18 protein-coding genes are annotated in these 18,757 nt (G+C 68.6%); 4 read left to right on the top strand and 14 right to left on the bottom strand.

All coding sequences use genetic code 11. The features are described from left to right. Positions 1-10: 10 nt before the first annotated feature. Together uvrB and NYR58_RS08400 are read right to left on the bottom strand one after the other, a co-directional pair. The gene (gene uvrB, locus NYR58_RS08405) at positions 11-2,770 is read right to left on the bottom strand and encodes an excinuclease ABC subunit UvrB (protein ID WP_261520076.1); all 2,760 of its coding nucleotides are present in this window, start codon (positions 2,768-2,770) and stop codon (positions 11-13) included. 109 nt (positions 2,771-2,879) lie between these two features. Next, positions 2,880-3,764, bottom strand: coding sequence for a LysR family transcriptional regulator (locus NYR58_RS08400; protein ID WP_261520075.1), 885 nt, complete (start codon positions 3,762-3,764; stop codon positions 2,880-2,882). 115 nt (positions 3,765-3,879) lie between these two features. Between NYR58_RS08400 and NYR58_RS08395 the strand changes: the two genes are divergently transcribed. Further along, complete coding sequence (locus NYR58_RS08395; protein ID WP_261520073.1) at positions 3,880-4,506, top strand: class I SAM-dependent methyltransferase; 627 nt, start codon at positions 3,880-3,882, stop codon at positions 4,504-4,506. Positions 4,507-4,530: 24 nt separating this feature from the next. Here NYR58_RS08395 and NYR58_RS08390 read toward each other — a convergent pair whose 3' ends face one another. Further along, positions 4,531-5,478, bottom strand: a complete 948-nt coding sequence (locus NYR58_RS08390) for a glycoside hydrolase family 25 protein (RefSeq protein ID WP_261520072.1) — start codon at positions 5,476-5,478, stop codon at positions 4,531-4,533. Positions 5,479-5,669: 191 nt separating this feature from the next. Continuing rightward, positions 5,670-6,134, bottom strand: a complete 465-nt coding sequence (locus tag NYR58_RS08385) for an aminoacyl-tRNA deacylase (RefSeq protein WP_261520070.1) — start codon at positions 6,132-6,134, stop codon at positions 5,670-5,672. 260 nt (positions 6,135-6,394) lie between these two features. Between NYR58_RS08385 and NYR58_RS08380 the strand changes: the two genes are divergently transcribed. Further along, positions 6,395-6,847, top strand: a complete 453-nt coding sequence (locus NYR58_RS08380) for a DUF411 domain-containing protein (RefSeq protein WP_378074547.1) — start codon at positions 6,395-6,397, stop codon at positions 6,845-6,847. 9 nt (positions 6,848-6,856) lie between these two features. On the opposite strand, the gene NYR58_RS08375 is transcribed toward NYR58_RS08380, so the two are convergent. Together NYR58_RS08375 and NYR58_RS08370 are read right to left on the bottom strand one after the other, a co-directional pair. Then, positions 6,857-7,777 carry an alpha/beta fold hydrolase gene (locus NYR58_RS08375; protein ID WP_261520068.1) on the bottom strand — a complete coding sequence of 307 codons (921 nt, stop codon included), beginning with the start codon at positions 7,775-7,777 and terminating at the stop codon, positions 6,857-6,859. Between the two features lie 95 nt (positions 7,778-7,872). Next, positions 7,873-8,925, bottom strand: a complete 1,053-nt coding sequence (locus NYR58_RS08370) for an aldo/keto reductase (protein WP_261520067.1) — start codon at positions 8,923-8,925, stop codon at positions 7,873-7,875. A gap of 229 nt (positions 8,926-9,154) precedes the next feature. On the opposite strand from NYR58_RS08370, the gene NYR58_RS08365 reads away from it, so the two are divergent. Beyond that, positions 9,155-10,552: an MATE family efflux transporter gene (locus NYR58_RS08365; RefSeq protein ID WP_261520066.1), complete on the top strand. Its 1,398-nt coding sequence runs from the start codon at positions 9,155-9,157 to the stop codon at positions 10,550-10,552. On the opposite strand, the gene NYR58_RS08360 is transcribed toward NYR58_RS08365, so the two are convergent. Next, on the bottom strand, positions 10,533-10,958 hold the full coding sequence (locus NYR58_RS08360) for a hypothetical protein (RefSeq protein ID WP_261520064.1): 426 nt from the start codon (positions 10,956-10,958) through the stop codon (positions 10,533-10,535). The two genes, NYR58_RS08365 and NYR58_RS08360, sit on opposite strands and share 20 nt — an antisense overlap. Positions 10,959-11,152: 194 nt before the next feature. Between NYR58_RS08360 and NYR58_RS08355 the strand changes: the two genes are divergently transcribed. Continuing rightward, complete coding sequence (locus NYR58_RS08355; protein WP_261520062.1) at positions 11,153-12,184, top strand: DUF1176 domain-containing protein; 1,032 nt, start codon at positions 11,153-11,155, stop codon at positions 12,182-12,184. A 121-nt stretch (positions 12,185-12,305) separates the two neighbouring features. Here NYR58_RS08355 and NYR58_RS08350 read toward each other — a convergent pair whose 3' ends face one another. The 7 genes from NYR58_RS08350 to NYR58_RS08320 are packed head-to-tail and all read right to left on the bottom strand — an operon-like array spanning position 12,306 to position 18,602. Then, entirely contained in the window at positions 12,306-13,217 is a 912-nt protein-coding gene (locus NYR58_RS08350) for an alpha/beta hydrolase (RefSeq protein WP_261520061.1), read from the bottom strand. Continuing rightward, the gene (locus tag NYR58_RS08345; protein ID WP_261520060.1) at positions 13,214-14,824 is read right to left on the bottom strand and encodes a molybdopterin-binding/glycosyltransferase family 2 protein; all 1,611 of its coding nucleotides are present in this window, start codon (positions 14,822-14,824) and stop codon (positions 13,214-13,216) included. Before NYR58_RS08345 ends, NYR58_RS08350 begins: the two co-directional genes overlap by 4 nt. Then, positions 14,821-15,525 carry an XdhC family protein gene (locus NYR58_RS08340; protein ID WP_261520059.1) on the bottom strand — a complete coding sequence of 235 codons (705 nt, stop codon included), beginning with the start codon at positions 15,523-15,525 and terminating at the stop codon, positions 14,821-14,823. Before NYR58_RS08340 ends, NYR58_RS08345 begins: the two co-directional genes overlap by 4 nt. 3 nt (positions 15,526-15,528) lie before the next feature. After that, positions 15,529-15,864 carry an XdhC family protein gene (locus tag NYR58_RS08335; protein ID WP_261520057.1) on the bottom strand — a complete coding sequence of 112 codons (336 nt, stop codon included), beginning with the start codon at positions 15,862-15,864 and terminating at the stop codon, positions 15,529-15,531. A gap of 36 nt (positions 15,865-15,900) precedes the next feature. Continuing rightward, positions 15,901-17,154 (bottom strand): vWA domain-containing protein, encoded by a 1,254-nt coding sequence (locus NYR58_RS08330; RefSeq protein ID WP_261520056.1) that lies wholly within the window; start codon positions 17,152-17,154, stop codon positions 15,901-15,903. Positions 17,155-17,158: 4 nt separating this feature from the next. Continuing rightward, positions 17,159-18,088 carry an AAA family ATPase gene (locus NYR58_RS08325; RefSeq protein ID WP_261520055.1) on the bottom strand — a complete coding sequence of 310 codons (930 nt, stop codon included), beginning with the start codon at positions 18,086-18,088 and terminating at the stop codon, positions 17,159-17,161. 19 nt (positions 18,089-18,107) lie between these two features. Next, complete coding sequence (locus NYR58_RS08320) at positions 18,108-18,602, bottom strand: flavin reductase (RefSeq protein WP_261520054.1); 495 nt, start codon at positions 18,600-18,602, stop codon at positions 18,108-18,110. Positions 18,603-18,757 lie beyond the last annotated feature (155 nt).

The raw sequence follows: 18,757 nt of genomic DNA, 5'->3' as shown, positions 1-18,757 counted from the left end.
CCGACGCGCCCTATCGCCCCGGCCGGCCCGTCTTCTTCGGCCGGCGGCGGCGGGCGCGTTCTTCGGCCTCGTCCTCGTAGGAGCCGGTGCCGATCCGGCCGCGCCGGAGGGGGGTGGGGTCGTCGTCGGGCGCCGGCTTCCGGGCGAGCGGCCTTTCCGTGCGGCCGACGGTCATCTCGTCCAGGGTGTTCTTTCGGAAGAGGCTCCCGCCGGCGGGAACCGCATGGGCGCCGGCGGTGCCCATCTCGTCCAGATCGGGCTTGCGGAAGAGGGACTTTTCCGCGGCGGCATCGCGCCCCTTGCGCCCGCGCGCCTTGTCGCGCCGCCGCTCGCGCGTGTTCTCCACGCCCGCGTCGCGCGACAGGGGATCGTCCATGATGGCAAGCTCGGTCTCGCGCAGGCGCCGGATCTCGTCGCGCAGGCGGGCGGCCTCCTCGAAGTCGAGGTCGGCGGCGGCGTCGCGCATGGCCTTTTCGAGATGTTCGAGATGGGCGGCGAGGTTGTCGCCGACGAGGTTGTTCAGGGACTCGCCCTTCGCACCGGTGATGTCGGCGCGCACATGGTCGCGCTCGTAGACCGAGCCCAGAATGTCGCCGATGTTCTTCTTGATGCTCTCGGGCGTGATGCCGTGCGCGGCATTGTAGGCGAGCTGCTTCTCGCGGCGGCGTTCCGTCTCGGCAATCGCCCGCTCCATGGAGCCTGTCCTCTGGTCGGCATAGAGGATGACGCGGCCATCGACATTGCGCGCCGCGCGCCCGATGGTCTGGATGAGCGAGGTCTCGGAGCGCAGGAAGCCTTCCTTGTCGGCGTCGAGAATGGCGACGAGGCCGCATTCGGGGATGTCGAGCCCCTCGCGCAGGAGATTGATGCCGACCAGCACGTCGAAGGCGCCGAGGCGCAGGTCGCGGATGATCTCGATGCGCTCCAGCGTGTCGATATCGGAATGCATGTAGCGCACCCGGATGCCCTGCTCGTGCAGATATTCTGTCAGGTCCTCGGCCATGCGCTTGGTGAGCACGGTGACGAGCGTGCGGTAGCCGGCGGCCGTGGTGGCGCGGATCTCGCCCACCACGTCGTCCACCTGGGTCTTGGCCGGGCGCACCTCGACCGGCGGGTCGATGAGGCCCGTCGGGCGGATGACCTGTTCGGCGAAGACGCCGCCGGCCTCGTTCATCTCCCAGTCGCCGGGGGTGGCGGAAACGCAGACGGTGGCGGGGCGCATGGCGTCCCACTCCTCGAAGCGCAAGGGGCGGTTGTCCATGCAGGAAGGAAGGCGGAAGCCATATTCGGCAAGCGTCGCCTTGCGGCGGAAGTCGCCTCGGTACATGCCGCCGATCTGCGGGATCGTGACGTGGGACTCGTCGACGAAGACCAGCGCGTTGTCGGGCACGTATTCGAAGAGCGTGGGCGGCGGCTCGCCCGGCGCGCGGCCGGTCAGATAGCGCGAATAGTTCTCGATGCCGGCGCAGGAGCCCGTGGCCTCCAGCATCTCGAGGTCGAAGCGGGTGCGCTGTTCGAGTCGCTGGGCCTCCAGAAGGCGGCCGGCACGCGTCAGCTCCTCCAGGCGCTGCTTCAGCTCCTCCTTGATGGAGCGGATGGCCTGGTTGAGCGTGGGGCGCGGGGTGACATAATGCGAGTTGGCGTAGATCTTCACCGATTTCAGCTCGTCGGTCTTCCTGCCCGTCAGCGGGTCGAACTCGGTGATGGATTCGATCTCGTCGCCGAACAGCGAGATGCGCCAGGCGCGGTCCTCCAGGTGAGCGGGGAAGATCTCGATCGTGTCGCCGCGCACGCGGAAGGAGCCGCGGGAGAAATCGGCGTCGCGGCGCTTGTATTGCTGCTCCACGAGATCGGCGAGCAATTGGCGTTGATCCAGCCGGTCGCCCACCTCCATCTGGAAGGTCATGGCGGTGTAGGTCTCCACCGAGCCGATGCCGTATATGCAGGAGACGCTCGCCACGATGATGACGTCGTCGCGTTCAAGGAGCGCGCGCGTGGCCGAGTGGCGCATGCGGTCGATCTGCTCGTTGATGGAGGATTCCTTCTCGATATAGGTATCGGAGCGCGGGACGTAGGCCTCCGGCTGGTAGTAATCGTAGTAGGAGACGAAATACTCGACCGCGTTGTCGGGGAAGAAGGACTTGAACTCGCCATAGAGCTGGGCGGCGAGCGTCTTGTTGGGGGCGAGGATGATGGCCGGGCGCTGCGTCTCCTCGATCACCTTGGCCATGGTGAAGGTCTTGCCCGAGCCGGTAACGCCGAGGAGCACCTGGGTGCGCTCGTTGCGTCTGATGCCGTCCACGAGGTCGGCAATGGCAGTGGGCTGGTCGCCGGAGGGCTTGAACTCCGTCGCCATGCGGAACGGGATGCCGCCTTCGGTCTTTTCCGGGCGGGGCGGGCGATGGGGCACCCAGCTCGACCGCAGATTGGGGTCGCCGCCCTCGATGAGACGGGTGAGCGCCGCCACCGTTGCGGTGACGCCGCCGGGCGCGAGCTTCTCTGCCTCCTCCAGCGGCACATCGAGGCCGGCCACGGGATTGAGCCCGGCGGCGGCGCGCTCGCGCGCCGAGGCCGCACCGCCCATGGAGGTGCCGCGCGCCGTCTGGCCGCCCTTCTTCTTGCGCTTGGCAGGCGACGCCTGCGACGCCCGCGATTCGCGCGCGATGTCCTCCGCCCATTGCGCGATGGGGCCGGAGACGGGCGTGCCGGAGAGCGACGGCTGCGGCGGCTCGGAGAAGCCGCCGGGCTTGTTGCGGGGCGTATCGGACATGGCCCGAATATGGAGGATCGCAGCGACGATGGAAAGGGGGCGCCACGCCGGCCTCGACCAAGGCCGCGTGCTGCTGACAGAAGGCTGTCAGGAAGTGCGGCGGCCCGGCCTATGACAGCGTTTCGGCCAGGATGTCGAAAACCAGCCGGATGCGCCGGCTGGTGTGCAGCTCGCGGTGGGTGGTAAGCCAGATGGGAACCGGGAACGGGCCGAAGCGCGGCAGCACGCACTCCACGCCCGGCAACCGCTCACCCATCTCCCGCGTCAAAACGCCGATGCCGAGGCCGTGCCTGACCAGCTCGCACAGCACCATGCCGTTGTCGGCAACCACCTTGAACTGGTGGCGTTCGACGGGGAGCCCCATGCGCTGGAGAACCGCGACGACCTGCTCGACCGGGGCAAAGCCGACAAAGGGGGCCAGGCGCAGATCCTCCAGCGTGGCGGGACGGCCCAGCCTTTCGAGATATTCGCTGGCGGCATAGAGGTGGGCGGTCGTCTGGCGCAGAAGCCGCGCCACCAGTTCCCCCTCGCTGGGGCGCACATGGCGGATGGCGATGTCGGCCTCGCGACGGCGCAGGTCCCGCAACTGGTTGGAGACCACCAGATGAACCTCGATGCCCGGCGCCTCCTCGGCGATGCGCCTGACGGCGGCCGGCAGCCACATGGCCGCCATGACGTCGGTGGCCGTGATGGTGACGCGGCCGCCGATCTCCTGAGACCGGCCGGAGGCGGCAAGCGAGATGCGCGCCGCCGCCTCTCCCATGGTGCGGACATGATCGAGCAGGTCCCGCCCCGCCTCGGTCAGGCGCAGCGCCCGCCCCACGCGCTCGAACAGGAGCACGCCGAGACTGGCCTCTAGCGCCGCCACCTGCCGGCTGAGCGTCGGCTGCGCCATGCCGAGCGCCCGCGCCCCGGCCGAAAAGGAGCCGGCCTCAGCGGTTGCGAGAAAGGCGCGCGCCTGGTTCCAGTCGAAGGAGATGTTCTGCCAGTTCATGCAAATCTGTATGATCCATATGCCAGTTTCGGCAATTTATCCCTGAAGATTGCATAGATAAAGTGAAGGACACGACCGGGAGAACATCCCGCGGCGGCAAAGAAAGGGACAAGCGATGGACAGAACGGCAGCTTTCTGGGACGGAATTGCCGAGCGCTATGCGGCCAGGCCCGTCAAGGACATGGCGGCCTACGAGACCACGCTGACGCGCACGCGCAGCCATCTGCGCGCGCAGGACACGGTGCTGGAACTGGGGTGCGGCACCGGGAGCACGGCGCTGCGGCTTGCCGATGCGGTGCGTCACGTCACCGCCACGGACCTGTCGGGCAGGATGCTGGCCATCGGTCGGGAGAAGGCGGAGCGCGCCGGCGTCGGGAACGTCACCTTCGCGCAGGCGACGCCCTTCGACCACCGCTTCGGGAGGGAAAGCTTCGACGCCGTCCTGGCCTTTAACCTTCTGCATCTGATCGGCGACGTGCCGGCGGCGCTGCGCTGTGTGCACGGGCTCTTGAAGCCCGGCGGCCGCTTCATCTCCAAGACCCCCTGCCTTGCCGGCCGGGGCTTGTTCATCCGTGGCATGGTCGCCGCGCTGCGGCTGGTGGGAAAGGCGCCGCCCGTCTTCTTCTACACGCCGTACGAGATGCAGCGCTACATGGAGGATGCCGGCTTTGCGATCATCGAGACGGGCGACTATCCTCGTTCGCCGCCTGCCCATTTCATCGCCGCCCGCAAGCGCGACTGAGCCGGGGCGAAGCGCGGCGGCGCCCTACCCCGCGACGCGGGCGAGCCAGCGGTGCCAGGCCTTCTCGTCGCCGTTGAAGACGTTCAGGTCGATCTTTCCGTCGACTCCCTGGCTCAGGCCGGTGCCGGAATATTGCCAGAACACCCAGTCGCGGCCGGGATACACCTCGGAGGGGTGGGCGGCGACGGAGCGCAGCCAGAACGGATAGTCGCGGAAGGCGCCCCGCAGGTTGTCGCGATAGAAGTCGGGCGTGGTGTAGATGACCGGCCGCTGCCCGTAATGGCGCTCCAGCCGGTCAAGAAAGACCTGCATCTTCTCCAGGATCTCGGCGCGCGAAGGGCGCCACTTGCAGCTCGATTGGTGGTTCCACTCCACATCCAGCACCGGCGGCAGGGCGCCCTTCTCCTTCGGCACGTTGCGGATGAACCATTCAGCCTGATCGGAGGCCCGCCGGCACCAGTAGAAGAAGTGATAGGCGCCGCGCTTCACCCCGGCGCGCGCCGCCGCCTGCCAGTTGTGCCGGAACATGGGGTCGATGTGATCGATGCCATCGGTGGCCTTGATATAGGCGAAGTTGGCGCCGTGGCGGCGCAGCGCCGGCCAGTCGATCTCGCCCTGCCAGCGCGAGACGTCGACGCCGTGCACGGCATGATGGTGCGGCGCGATGCGGCCGAAGTTCACCGGATGCGCATCGTCGAAACGGCTCCTGTAGACGCGCGGCGCCTCAGGCACGCGCAGGGCGGCCGGCTGAACACTCGGCACCGGCGCAAGGGCGGTCATGCCGGCGGTGGCGAGGTCGGCCGGCGCCGCATCGTCCGCCGGCCCCGGTATGGTCGCCTCGGGCCGCGCGATGGCGCTCGTCGTCTCCGCCGAAGGGCCGGCGATCTGCAACGCATCGACCGCCGAGCCGCCGGAGCAGCCGGCAAGGCCAAGGCAGGCCGCGAAAAGGAAGGCAAGGGCAAGCGAACGCATGAACGACCCCTACGCGAAAACACCGGAGCCGGGCGCACGGGCACCCGCTCTCCCCTTCCGTCCGGCATCGGCCGGCCGCACGCACCCGGCAATGCACCCCGGCCTGCGATGGAAGGAGGCGCCATCCTTGCCGCAAACTTGCCAATAAAGTTTGAATCGATTCGTTAATACCGCCGTGGCGGCGCGCCGCTTCAGCCGCTGATGTGGCCGCGCGGCATGCCGTACATCAGGCGGTCGAACCCTTCATGGCTGACATGCACCAATGTGCGGTGGTCGCCGCCCTCGAAGTAGATGTCGCCGCTTTCCTCCAGCCCCTCGTCCACCACGCAGGGCAGATGATAGGGCGCGCCGAAGATGGGCACCGCCCCTTCCGCGCAATCGGGAAACAGGGTCGCGGCCTCCTCCTCGCTGGCAAGCTCCACCTTCTCGCCGACGATGGCGCGCACCTTCTTCAGGTCCACGCGGCGCGAGGCAGGCAGCACGGCGAGCAGATAGCTGCCGTCCCACTTCAGCACCACGCCCTTGGCGAGCGCGTTGCCCGGCACATGGGCGACCCGTGCCGTCATCATCGAGTTGCTGGTGGCGTTGTGTCTGGCAATATCGTAGGGAACGTGGTTGTCCTCCAGATATTCCTGCATGGTCATCGCGATACCCATGACCTCATCCTCCCGGTCTTGATGCCGCGCCAAAGCGGCCGCAGCGGCCGACGGGAGATCGCGGGGCAGAGGCTTGCGCGCCCCTGCAAGACCAGCGCCACGTCAGTCCGCCTGCTGGTCAGTCGGAACGCGAGGATACACCCGCACCCCGCCTGCGACAAGAATGCCCGGGCGCGCCGGGATCTGGGGCTTGACCTTCCAGCGGCTGGAAGCTCTAGAGCGACCGGGGTGGGGAACCCGTGGATGGAGACGAAGGAATGATGCAGAAGTCCGTTTTTCTGGCCGCCGGGATTGCGCTGTCCCTGCTCGGACCCGTGGCCGCGCAGGCCGGCGGGGCGCCGCACATGACGGTCTGGAAATCGCCCTGGTGCGGCTGCTGCGCCGCCTGGGCGCAGGTGATGGAGCGCGCCGGCTATCAGGTGACGGTGCGCGAGAGCGAGGACCTTTCCCCCATCAGGCGGCAGGCCGGGGTGCCGGAGCGGATGGAAGGGTGCCATACGGCAACGCTCGGAGGCTATTTCCTGGAAGGCCACGTGCCGCCGCAGGCGATTGCCAGGCTCCTGCGCGAGCGGCCGCGCATCGCCGGCCTTGCCGTGCCGGGAATGCCCGCAGGCTCCCCCGGCATGGGCGACGACCCGACGGCGCGCTACGACGTCTATGCCGTGGGGCGGGACGGCGAAAGCCAAGTCTACTACAGGGCCGGCGCCCGATAGCGGCGGGTACTATTGCTGCCCTGCCCCGACCTGCTCGGCCCAGCTTCCCGTCGCGCTCTCACCATCGAGGAACGACCGTGCGGTGGGAACCAGCGCGGGAGCGAAGAAGATGTCGTAATGGGTGCGGCCGGGTAGGATGGCCAGGCGGTTCTGCGACATGTGCTCGCGCTGCCAGCCGGCATCCCGTAGCCCGCCACCAAGGCGCCGGTAGAACGCCACGACATGTCCGAGACGGAACATATCGCTGTCGCCGTAGACCAGCATCACGGGCATCTCAAGTGCTTCGACCTCGATGTCGTAGATGTCGGGACGGCGCATCAGATCGCCCATGGCATCGAGAAGCTTCGGGAAATCCTCGACGCGCGGCGCGACGGCGGCGTAGGATTGGTACATCGGCGTGTCGCGCATGGCCTCGGCCATGCCGCCGTTGATCTGGTGCATCTGCTCGACGATCTCAGGATAGAAACCGTCTTTTGAAGCCGGTGTAGAGACCAGAACCAGACGGCGGACACGTTCAGGGTATTGTACCGCCATCTGCGCGGCCACGCCGCCGCCCATGGAATAGCCCATTACATCGACACGGTCGTAGCCGAGCTTTTCGACCAGTTGCCCCATGTCGCGCCCCATATCCGCGATGTCGATCGGGCGAGCCCCAAGCGCGGTGCGGCCATGGCCCTGGAGATCGACGCCGATGACCGTGCGCCCTTTTGAGAGCGCCGGCAGAATGGGCGCGAACATCCCCGTATGTCCGAGACCGCCGTGCAGAAGGAGGAGCGGCTCGCCCTCGCCATGAACCTCATAGTAATAGGCAAGGCCATTGACCTCGACATGGCCGCTCTCCACCGGCGCCATGCCTTCCTGCGCACGCGCAGCGACCGGTGAAAGCGAGAAGGCCGCGACGGCGATGGCAATCAACATTCTTCCGAGCATCGTTCAACTCCCTTGTCCTTGGGTCGGCCGATCCAGAATCCCATGGCCCAAGGACGCAGGAGTGATGCTGCGTCCGACAAAGGGCGAAACTTTCCTCAGGGGCAGGGGTTGCCCACCTTCTGATGCAGCGCGTCGACGGCGGTCTGCATCTCCTCGCTCCAGGCGACATCGGCCGCGGAAAGCGCTTCTTCGAGCTGCGCCAGGCTGGTGGCGCCGATGATGTTGGCGGTGACGAAGGGGCGCGAGCAGACAAAGGCGTTGGCGAATACGGCCGGCGTAAGCCCGAAGGAGCGGGCGAGCGCATTGTAGGCCCGGATGGCCTCCGCCGCGCCTGGCTTCTCGTAGCGCTGGAGCCGGTCGAACAGCGCCTTGCGCGAGCCGGCCGGCAGCGCGCCGTCGTCGTACTTGCCCGTCAGATAACCCTGGGCGAGCGGCGAATAGGCAAGCAGGCTCACCTCTTCGCGCGCGCACAGCTCCGCGAGGTTCACCTCGAAGGTGCGGTTGACCAGGTTGTAGGCGTTCTGCAGGGAGACCGCACGCGGGCCCACGCCCCTCTCCGCCCCGCAGAGAAAGCGCATCACGCCCCAGGCGCTCTCGTTCGACAGGCCGAGATGGCGGATCTTGCCGGCCTTCACCAGATCGGCGAACACGGAAAGCGTCTCCTCGATGGGCGTTTCGTCGGCATGACGCTCCGGCATTCTGGTCAGGCGCGTGGGATTGGCCCCGAAGGTGGCGACGGCGCGGTCCGGCCAGTGGATCTGGTAGAGGTCGATATAGTCCGTCGAAAGGCGGGCGAGCGACTTGTTCACCGCGTCCTCGATATCGGCGCGCACCAGCCGGGAGGGGCGGCCGCCGCGGAACCAGTCGTTGGCGGTGCGGCCCACCACCTTGGTCGCGACGATCACCCGGTCGCGATTGCCGCGCGCCTTCATCCAGCTTCCGATGATCCGCTCGGTGGCCCCTTGCGTCTCGGGCCTGGGCGGGATGGGATAGAGCTCGGCGGTGTCGAGAAAGTTCACGCCGCGCGCAAAGGCGCGGTCCATCTGGGCGTGGCCCTCGGCCTCGCTGTTCTGCTCGCCCCAGGTCATGGTGCCGAGGCAGATCTTCGAGACGAAGAGATCGGTGCGTCCGAGGCGGCGCTTTTCCATACGGCGTTCTCCGGCGGTTGAAAGACGGGCGGGCGCCCGAAAGATGCCGCCATTATAGCGGCGGCAGGACGCTGCGAAAGGCCCGACCGATCAATGATTGCGCAGCAAAACCTCAGGAAATTTGACTTGTGCGACGGCAGCAAGCCGTTAAAAGCGCCGTGCGGGCGCGACGGCGCCGCCGGATTCCGCCGCTTCAGGAAGCGGCCGCCAATTGCAGGAAACCCTTGTCATGTCGGTGCTGGTTTCGGGCGCGGGAGCGCCGCCGGTCAATTCCTGGTTTGCCGAGGCGCGCGCCACGCTGGCGCTCGCCTGGCCCATGATCATGACCAATCTCGCCCAGACGGCGATGAACGTGACCGACGTGATGATGATGGGCCGGCTCTCCCCGCAGGCGCTGGCGGCTGGCACGCTCGGCCACAATCTCTATTTCCTGCCACTGATCTTCGGCATCGGGCTTTTGACCGCCACCTCGCCGATGATGGCGAGCGCGCTGGGGCGCCGGCAGCGCTTCGTGCGCGAGGTGCGGCGCACGGCGCGCCAGGGGCTGTGGATGGCCGCGGCGGCAGCGCTGCCCATCTGGCTGTTCCTTTGGAATGCCGAGGCGATCCTGATCGCCATGGGCCAGGAGCCGGCCCTCGCGGCGCTGGCCGGCGAGTACATGCGCACGCTGCAATGGGCGGTGTTGCCCTTCTTCGGCTATATCGTGCTGCGCTCCTTCATCTCGGCGCTGGAGCGGCCGGGCTGGGCACTGGTGGTGGCCTTTCTGGCCGTGGGCTTCAACGTGTTCGCCAACTGGTGCCTGATGTTCGGCAATCTGGGCTTTCCGGCGCTTGGAATCGCCGGCTCCGGCCTGGCCACGACGCTTTCGAGCCTGCTCATCTTCCTCGGGCTGGTGGCGGTCGTCTCGCTCGACCGCCAGTTTCGCCGCTACCGGCTGTTCGGCCGCTTCTGGCGGCCGGACTGGCCGCGCTTTGGCGCACTGGCCCGGCTCGGCCTGCCGATCGCCGCCATCCTCACCTTCGAGGTGTCGATCTTCAACGCCGCCGCCTTCCTGATGGGGCTGATCGACACGGTGTCGCTGGCCGCCCACGCCATCGCCATCCAGATCGCCTCGGTGAGCTTCATGGTGCCGCTGGGGCTTTCCCAGGCGGTGACGGTGCGCGTCGGCCGGGCCTTCGGGGCACGCAACGCGGCGGCGGTAACGCGTGCCGGCTGGACGGCCTTTGCCATGGGGGTGGGCTTCATGGGGCTGATGGCGCTTCTCATGCTGGCCGCGCCGCGGCTGCTGATCGCCGGCTTCCTCGACCTGCAGGCGCCGGAGAACCAGCCGGTGATCGCCATGGCGACGACCTTCCTGGCGCTTGCGGCGCTGTTCCAGATCGCCGACGGGGCGCAGGCAGTGGCCAGCGGCATGCTGCGCGGACTGCACGATACCACGGTGCCGATGCTCTTCGCCGCCATCGGCTATTGGGGCGTGGGCCTGCCCTTCGGCGTAGTGCTCGCCTTTCCGCTGGGCTATGCGGGCGTGGGGATCTGGCTCGGGCTGTTCACCGGGCTGGCCGTGGTGGCGGGGCTGCTGCTGTCGCGCTGGCTGTCGCGGGACAGGCTCATGCCTTTCGCGGCTTGAAGCGGTCGCGCTTGGCCTCGTCGATCAGCATGTTGGCCACCTGCATGCGGATGATGGCGCGGGCGCGCAGATGCTCGGGCACGCGGTCGGGGTGATTGCGCATCGCGAAGTCGCGGCGCAGCCGGTCGAGCTCGCGCGGGCGGGCGCACCTGGAAAGCCCGAGCTCGCGGGCGATGTCGTCGGGATCGACCGAGGGCTGCGGAGCCTCGGCCGGGCTTTCGGCAAAGGTGCGATAGGCCGCCTCCACCACCCCCTCGCCCGTAATGCGGATGCGGCCGGAATGCAGCTCCTCCACCACCGAGAGATAATCGACCGAGGCGGCGGCACCCCCCACTTCGCGGCCATGCTCGGCCAGCAGCTCGTCGAGAATGCTTGCAAAGTCCTGCGGGGCGTGCCGCGCTGCCATGATTCTCACTCCCCGCCCGTTGCGGTCGCAATTCGCATGGATGAGACTAGGGCCACGGGGTTAAGAAAGGTCTCATTTCACGGAGACAATTCAATGTTTTTGCTGCCCTTTCACCGCCGGCAGGCGACGCGTTCAAAAGCGCCGGCGGCGTGCTATGCTCGCGGCCCGGCGGAACCAGATGCGGAGCGCCCCGAATGAGACGACTTCTCCTTGCAGCGGCAGCCCTCTGCGGCCTCGCGGCAGGCCCGGCACCTGCGGCGGAGCCGCCCTATCTCGACGATCGATCCGGCCCGGAGGCGCTGATCCGCTCGCTCTACAACGCCATCAACCGCAAGGAATATGCGCGCGCCTACGGCTATTTCTCGACGCCGCCGGCCGAGACCTGGGAAGCCTTCGCCGAGGGCTTCTCGCAGACCGAAAGCGTGGCACTGACGACCGGGCAGCCAAGCATGGATGCGGCCGCGGGCGGCATCCACTATCACCTGCCCGTCGCCCTTTTGGCGCGCCACAGCGACGGCAGCGAGGCGGTGTTCGCCGGCTGCTACACGCTGCGGCTGGCAAACCCGCGGGTGCAGGGCGCGCCCTTCGAGCCGCTGCACATCGAGGAGGGACGCCTGGCACCCGCCGACGGCCCGCCACAGGAGGCGCTGCCGGCGCGCTGCGGCGAGGGGCAGGTGCAGGATGCCGAGGCGCTGCTTGCGGAGAAGGCGAAGGCGCGCTTTGCGGCGCTCTACGGCGATTCCTGCCTTGCCGGGCCCGACGTGCCCGAGGAGCCGGAGCGGCACACCATCGCCTTCAATCACCCGCACGAAGACCCGCAGACGCCGCCCCACGAGGTGCATCTGTTCCGCTTCTTCTGCGACGCTGCGGCGTACAACACGATGCATGTGTACTTTCTGGCCGACGAGTTCGGAAAGCTTCTGCCGCTGCGCTTTGCCGTGCCCGAGCTTGCCATTCGCTACGAGAACGGCGACGCGGAGGGGCGCGTGGAGGAGCTGCGCATCGTCGGCTACACGGCGGAGGACGTGCTGTTGAACTCGCGCTTCGACCCGCAGACGCTTGAGATCACCACGCTGGCGAAATGGCGCGGGCTCGGCGACGCCTTCTCCGCCGGCGTGTGGCTGTTTCGCGCCGGCACCTTCACGCTGGTGAAGTACGAGGTGGACGCCTCCTATGACGGGGAGATCAACCCCGAATTGCTGCTCGACTATCACAGCGGACCGTAGGAGCCCGCCGCGAAGCGCCGCTAGACCGGTTCATCGTTTCAATGAAATGCTGATCCGGTCCATCCATTTGTTTTGCTGCATTTGTGCGACGCCAGATGATTCCATCCGGCTGCAAAATGCCCTAGCGCGGCACGGAGAGCATCCAGTTCAAGGTTTCGCGCCAGTCCACCATGCGGATGGGCGTGCCATGGGTGCCGGTCTCGAAGCGCACGAAGCGCACCGGATAGGCCGGCGCGCGCTCGCTGATGGCGCGATAGAACGCCTCCTGCCGGGCAACAGGGAACACCGTGTCGCGGCTGCCGTGGGCGAGGAGCACGGGCACGCGATGGCGAAAGGCGGCGGAGGACAGAAAGCCCTCGTCCCACATGGAGCCGAGGAGCAGGAGACCACCCAGGCGCGCCGCCACCTGCGGATCGCGGGCAAGCCGCCAGCACAGCGCCCCACCCATTGAGCCGCAGGCCAGGAAGACGGGAGCCTGCGGTGACGCGGCGGTGTAGCGGGCGATGAGGGCGGCGATCTGGGCCGCGCCACGGGCGCCGAAGTCAGAGAAATCGGGCGACAGGTAGAGCCCGCCATTGCGGCCCATCAGGTTCTTGATGCGGTTGAAATTGCCGCCGAAGGTGAAATCGTCGACGCCCTGGTGGCGGCTGCCGCCCTGGCCGTGGAGATAGATCGTGAGGAGCCGGGGCGGGCGCGGCCTGCCGACCGCGAAGTGGCGCACCGGACCGGCCGGCGTCTCGGCCACCAGATCGCGCTGCAGGCGGCGAATGGCCGTGTCGACATAGCGGCCGGAGACGCGCCGCTCCGGCACCGCGTCGCGGGCGTCGATGTCGCGCGCCTCGCGATAGTCGACGACGAGATAGGCCCCCGCATCGCGCGATTCGAGAATGCCGGGATAGGCAAAGAGGCGGTCCTTGAATGGGGCGAGATGGAGCGTCGCGGCCGCGGCCGCCGCGACCAGGCAGGCAAGGACAAGGCCGGCGGCGGCACCCCTGCCGAGCGCCGGCGTCCATCGTTCGGCACGCCACTTCATGCGCCCGCCACGCCGCCTGCGGCGCGCAGCGCCTCGGGTGTGTCGACATCCAGGCTCGCCGCCTCCCCCAGCTCGACCTCGATCACCTCCATGGGCGCGCTCTCGACGATCTGGCGCGCGCCGGTGTCGCCCTCAAGCCGCTCCACCTCGCCGAACAGGGCGCGCGGCAGGATCACGGGATTGCCGCGCTTGCCGCCGTGGGTGGCGCGCACGATGGCCCGGCCGCCGGAGGCGAGGAACGCCTCGACCAGGCGGTCGAGATCGGCCGTTGCGATGTGCGGCATGTCGGCCAGCACCACCAGTGCGCCGGAGGCCGAAGGCGGCAGGGCGCGAATGCCCGCCTTCAGCGAACTGGCAAGGCCGGTGGCGAAATCCGGGTTTTCCACCTGCCGGATTGCGACACCGGCAAGCGCGCGGGAGACGGCCTCGGCCTGGTGGCCAAGCACGGCGACGGCACCGGCCGCCCGGCTGGCGGCAAGGCGCTGCGCCATACGGCCCACCAGCGGCTGACCGTCGAAAGCGGCGAGCAGCTTGTTGTGTGCGCCCATGCGTCGCGAGCGCCCGGCCGCCAGCAGCACGGCCCACACCTCGGGCGCCGGCGCGCGGGCCGGCGCCTCGCGCGGCTGGGGGCGGCTCGGGATCTCCATCAGGAGCCCGCCCACGCCCATGCCGGCGATCTCCTCCGGCGAGACGTCGAGCCCGGCCATCAGCCGGTCGAGCACCCAGTCGAAGCCGTTGGGCCTGGGGCTGCGCGCGCAGCCCGGCGCTCCCAGAACCGGCTTGCCGTCAAGCGTGCCGACGACCAGCAGGTTGCCAGGATCGACCGGCATGCCGACGCGCGACACCCGGCCGCCGGCCAGGCGGATGGCGGCGGGAATGACATCCTCCTCGTCGCACACGGCGGAGGCGCCGAAGACCAGCACCATGTCGTTCTCCGCCACCTGGGCGCGAATGGCGGCGGCCAGGCGCCCCTCCTCGTGCGGCGGGCGCATCTCGCCGGTCAGGCGGCTTGCCGAACGGGCAAGGCGCGCCTCAGTGATGCGGGCCGTCTTGTCGAGCACGCTGGCCTTGACGCCCGGAAGCACGGTCTGCACCAGGCCGACGCGGCGCGGCTGGAAGGGGCGGACGCAGAACGCCTCGCGCGCGGCACACACGGCCTCGGCCTGCGCCACCAGATTCTCCGGCACGGCAAAGGGGATGATCTTGACGGTCGCCACCATCTGGCCCGCATCCACCGCCGCGAAGGGCGACAGCGTGGCGATGGTGATGGCCGGGTCGATGCCGTTGATGGCGTCGATGACCTTGCGGTCGACCAGGAAGATGCCGGCCGCCCGCGCGTGGAGGTTCACCCGGCCGGTGGCGGGCGCCCGCGCCTCCGCGCCACTGGCGCGAAGGGCCGCGGCGATGCGCCTGGCGGCCTCGTCCTCGTCGAGATCTTCGGGATCGAGCACGGCGGCGATCACCTCGCGCACGCCGGCCTGAAGCAGCAGCTCGACATCCTCCCGCGTCAGCCGGTGTGCCTTGCGCAGGCGCTTCTGCCCGGCCATGGTGGCGTGAGCGAGCACGGCGCCGCACGCGTTCTCGACGGCAACGGGACCGAACTTCACGCCGCCTCGCCCCTTTCTTCCAGCCCGCGCGAGCGCAACGCCGCGATGACCTGCGCGAGGATGGCGACGGCGATTTCGGCAGGGCTGGCTGCCCCGATGGCGAGACCGATGGGCGCGTGGATGCGCGCGACGGCGGCCGCGCCCAGCCCGCTGTGCGTCAGGCGCTCGACGCGCTTTGCATGGGTCTTGCGGCTGCCCAGCGCGCCGACATAGAAACAGCCGGCCTCAAGCGCTGCCGTCAACGCCGGATCGTCGATCTTCGGGTCGTGCGTGAGGGCGGCCAGCGCCGTGTAGGCATCGAGCGGGCTTTCCTCGAACGCCTCCTGCGGCCAGACCGCCTGCAGCCGCACGCCGGCAAAGCGCTCGGGCGAGGCGAAGGCGGTGCGCGGATCGACGATGCGCACATCGAAGCCGGCAATACGCGCCATGGGCGCCAGCGCCTGGCTGATGTGCACGGCGCCGATCACCACCAGGCGCGGGGGCGGCAGGTGAACGTTGAGGAAATAGCTTCGCCCGCCCGCCTCCACGGTGCCGGAACGGCCGGAGCGCAGCGCCTTTTCCACCGGCTCGCGCAGGGGTTGCTCCGGTGCTTCGCCCTCGACGAGCACACGACTTGCCCCCGACTCCAGATCGGTGAGGAGAACGGCCGCCCGGCGCTCGCGCCGGCAGCGGTTGAGCGTTTTCAGGGATGCGGCGTCCATGGCTCAGCCCAGAAGCGGTTCGACATAGACCCTGATGCGGCCGCCGCAGGAAAGGCCGACGCGCCAGGCGGTCTCGTCGGCCACGCCGAACTCCAGCATGCGTGGCCTGCCCTCGGCGATCACGTCCGCCGCCTCGGCCACCACCGCGCCTTCCACGCAACCGCCGGAAACCGAGCCCTCGAAATGCCCGTCGCCGTCGATCACCAGATGGCTGCCCACCGGACGCGGCGCCGAGCCCCAGGTCTCCACCACGGTGGCGATGGCCACCTTGCGGCCGGCCTCCATCCACGCCTCGGCCGTCGCCAGGGGATCAAGCGGCTCCTTCACCTCTTCGAGCATGTCGCGCCTCGCCTTTCCTGTCTCCTGCGAATATGGTCACGCGGGCAGGCGCTTGCCAACCCCCCACTGCGCCGCGGCGCTGGCCGCCCCGCGCCGGGGGGAAGCGGAAAGCGCATGGCACAGGTCCTCCAGCGCCTCCAGCGAGTGGACGGGCCGGAACTCGTCCACGTGCGGCAGCATGGCGCGCACGCCGCGTGCCTTCGCCTCGAACCCCTCGAAGCGCAGCAGGGGATTGAGCCAGATCAGGCGGCGGCAGGACTTGTGCAGCCGCTCCATCTCGCGGGCCAGCCGGTCGATGTCGTCCCGCTCCAGGCCGTCGGTGATGAGAAGCACCGTGGCCCCCTGCCCCAGCACGCGGCGCGACCACAGCCGGTTGAAGGCGTGAAGCGCTTCGCCGATGCGGGTGCCGCCCGACCAGTCGGAAACCGCGGCGGCGCATTCGGCCAGCGCCTCGTCGGGGTCGCGGTGGCGAAGCTGGCGCGTCAGGTTGGTAAGCCGTGTGCCGAAGACGAAGGAATGCACGCGGCGGCGCTTCTCCGTCAACGCATGCAGGAAATGCAGGAAGATGCGCGTGTACTGGCTCATGGAGCCTGAAATGTCTGCCAGAACCACCAGCGGCGGGTGCACGTGGCGCGGGCTGCGATAGCGCGGCAGGATGAGGCCGCCGCCGGTTCTCAGGCCCTGGCGCATCATGGCGCGCGGGTCGATGCGCGCGCCGCGCGGATCGGGCCGCAGGCGGCGCGTGGCGAGACGGTCGTGCGGCAGGAGGAGGCCGGCAAGCGCCCGGCGGGCAGCCGCCAGCTCCTGCGCCGTCATCTGCGCGAAGTCCTTGTGGCGTAGCACCTCGCGGGCGGAAAAGGACAGGCGCGCGTCGATCTCGATCTCCTGCTCCCGTGCGGTCTGGCGGTCCTGCCGGTCGAGGAGCGCCTCGCCGGCCCGCGTCTCGCCGGCCCGCGGCTTTTGCTTCTCCGCCCGCTCGGGCGCCACGGGGGAAAGCATGGCGAGCATCTTCTCGATGAGCTCGCGCGAGCGCCAGAACAGACGGAACGCCTCATCGAAGACGGCGCGATCCTCGTGGCGCTTGACCAGGACGGCGTGCAGCGTCCAGTAGAAATCCTCGCGCGTGCCGATGCCGGCGGCCAGCACCGCCTGGATGGCATCGGTTACGGCGCCGGGGCCGACGCGCAGGCCCGCCTTGCGCAGGGCGCGGGCGAAATAGACGATGTTGTCGGCAAGCCGGCCATCCGGGTCGGCACGTTGGCGGGCCTGGCGTGTGCCGGAAGCGGCCATGGCGTCAGCCCGCCGCTTCCATCTCGGCCTTGACCTCGCGCAGGATCCTGGTGCTCTCCCCTTCCTGAAGGCGGGCAATGTCGTCCTGATACTTGAGAAGGACACCCAGCGTGTCGGATACGGTCTCGGGATCGAGCGCAATCTTGTCGAGCTCGGTGAGCGCGCTTGCCCAGTCGATGGACTCCGCCACGCCCGGCACCTTGAACAGGTCGATCCCGCGCAGCTTCTGCACGTAGCGCACCACCTCCTCCGACAGGCGGCGGTTGGCGCCTGGCACCTTGCGGTGGACGATCTCCAGCTCGCGCTCGGCATCGGGGTAATCCACCCAGTGATAGAGGCAACGGCGCTTGAGCGCGTCGTGAATCTCGCGCGTGCGGTTGGTGGTGATGACGACGATGGGTGGTTCCTCGGCGCGGATGGTGCCAAGCTCGGGCACGCTGACCTGATAGTCGGAGAGAATCTCCAGAAGGAACGCCTCGAACGCCTCATCGGTGCGGTCGAGCTCGTCGATCAGAAACACGGGGGCAGCGCCGATGCCGCCCGACAGCGCCTCCAGCACGGGGCGGCGGATGAGATATTTCTCGGAGAAGACGTTGTGCTCCATAATGTCCCGATCCGCCGTGCCCGTCGCCTCCTCCATGCGGATCTCGATCATCTGGGCGGCGTAGTTCCATTCGTAGACGGCGGAGGAGACATCGAGCCCCTCATAGCATTGCAGCCGGATGAGACGGCGGCCGAGCGCGGCGGCGAGCACCTTGGCGATCTCCGTCTTGCCGACGCCTGCCTCGCCCTCCAGAAAAAGGGGACGGCGCATCCTGAGCGCCAGGAAGAGTACGGTGGCCAGCGAGCGCTCGGCCACATAGTCGGCGCCGGCCAACAGGTCGAGCGTGGCGTCGATCGACTGCGGGAGGGGGCGCGGTTGGAGATCGGGCATGTCTTCTCCCTGAGGGCCTCTAGAGAACGCGATAGCCGCGCTGATGATAGATGAGCGGCGAGAGGTTGTCGCCCACGCGCAGCCCCGTCACCCGGCCGAAATAGACACGGTGGGTGGCGAGATCCTTGGTGTCGATCACCCGGCAATCGAAAACCGCCAGGGCATCGGCGAGCACCGGCGCACCGGAGGAGAGAACCTCCCACCCGGCGAGGGCGAAACGCTGCTGCGGCGGCAGGCCGGTGAAGCCGGCAAAGGCATCGGCCAGTTCCCGGTGGTCGGCGGACAGGGTGTTGAGCGCGAAGACGCCGTTCTTCAGGAACAGGTCGTTGTTGGGGTTTTCGCGGTTGAGGCAGACCAGCACGGTGGGCGGATTGTCCGAGACCGAGCAGGCGGCAATCGCGGTCACGCCGCGGCGCCCGGCCGGCCCGTCTGTGGTGACGACATGCACCGCACCGGCGAAGCGGGCCATGGCATCGCGGTAGTGCTGGGGGGTTATGTCGCTGGTCTTCAGCACGAAAGCTCCATTCGATAGGCTACAGATAGGTTGCCCGGCCCCGGCCATGCAAGCGCCGGTGGGCGCCTGAATAACGTGTTGCACCCCGCCCTGCCAGCATTTACCAGTGGCGTGAGACGAGATTTGTTTGCAGCAGAAGGGGTTGTCGCGCTGTC

Source organism: Chelativorans intermedius (assembly GCF_025398255.1).
GTDB lineage: Bacteria > Pseudomonadota > Alphaproteobacteria > Rhizobiales > Rhizobiaceae > Chelativorans > Chelativorans intermedius.
The sequence above is the reverse complement of the archived record's forward strand: the minus strand, read 5'-3'. Positions and strand labels throughout refer to the sequence as shown.

Excerpts from the sequence above, each read along its gene's own strand:
- NYR58_RS08360 (WP_261520064.1), bottom strand. The coding sequence starts at position 10,958 with ATGGCAGCGCGGCACGCCCCGCAGGACTTTGCAAGCATTCTCGACGAG.
- NYR58_RS08350 (WP_261520061.1), bottom strand. The coding sequence starts at position 13,217 with ATGAAGTGGCGTGCCGAACGATGGACGCCGGCGCTCGGCAGGGGTGCC.
- NYR58_RS08330 (WP_261520056.1), bottom strand. The coding sequence starts at position 17,154 with ATGGCCGCTTCCGGCACACGCCAGGCCCGCCAACGTGCCGACCCGGAT.
- uvrB (WP_261520076.1), bottom strand. The coding sequence starts at position 2,770 with ATGTCCGATACGCCCCGCAACAAGCCCGGCGGCTTCTCCGAGCCGCCG.
- NYR58_RS08335 (WP_261520057.1), bottom strand. The coding sequence starts at position 15,864 with ATGCTCGAAGAGGTGAAGGAGCCGCTTGATCCCCTGGCGACGGCCGAG.
- NYR58_RS08370 (WP_261520067.1), bottom strand. The coding sequence starts at position 8,925 with ATGGAAAAGCGCCGCCTCGGACGCACCGATCTCTTCGTCTCGAAGATC.
- NYR58_RS08375 (WP_261520068.1), bottom strand. The coding sequence starts at position 7,777 with ATGCTCGGAAGAATGTTGATTGCCATCGCCGTCGCGGCCTTCTCGCTT.
- NYR58_RS08365 (WP_261520066.1), top strand. The coding sequence starts at position 9,155 with ATGTCGGTGCTGGTTTCGGGCGCGGGAGCGCCGCCGGTCAATTCCTGG.
- NYR58_RS08340 (WP_261520059.1), bottom strand. The coding sequence starts at position 15,525 with ATGGACGCCGCATCCCTGAAAACGCTCAACCGCTGCCGGCGCGAGCGC.
- NYR58_RS08380 (WP_378074547.1), top strand. The coding sequence starts at position 6,395 with ATGCAGAAGTCCGTTTTTCTGGCCGCCGGGATTGCGCTGTCCCTGCTC.
- NYR58_RS08390 (WP_261520072.1), bottom strand. The coding sequence starts at position 5,478 with ATGCGTTCGCTTGCCCTTGCCTTCCTTTTCGCGGCCTGCCTTGGCCTT.
- NYR58_RS08355 (WP_261520062.1), top strand. The coding sequence starts at position 11,153 with ATGAGACGACTTCTCCTTGCAGCGGCAGCCCTCTGCGGCCTCGCGGCA.
- NYR58_RS08385 (WP_261520070.1), bottom strand. The coding sequence starts at position 6,134 with ATGGGTATCGCGATGACCATGCAGGAATATCTGGAGGACAACCACGTT.
- NYR58_RS08400 (WP_261520075.1), bottom strand. The coding sequence starts at position 3,764 with ATGAACTGGCAGAACATCTCCTTCGACTGGAACCAGGCGCGCGCCTTT.
- NYR58_RS08325 (WP_261520055.1), bottom strand. The coding sequence starts at position 18,088 with ATGCCCGATCTCCAACCGCGCCCCCTCCCGCAGTCGATCGACGCCACG.
- NYR58_RS08395 (WP_261520073.1), top strand. The coding sequence starts at position 3,880 with ATGGACAGAACGGCAGCTTTCTGGGACGGAATTGCCGAGCGCTATGCG.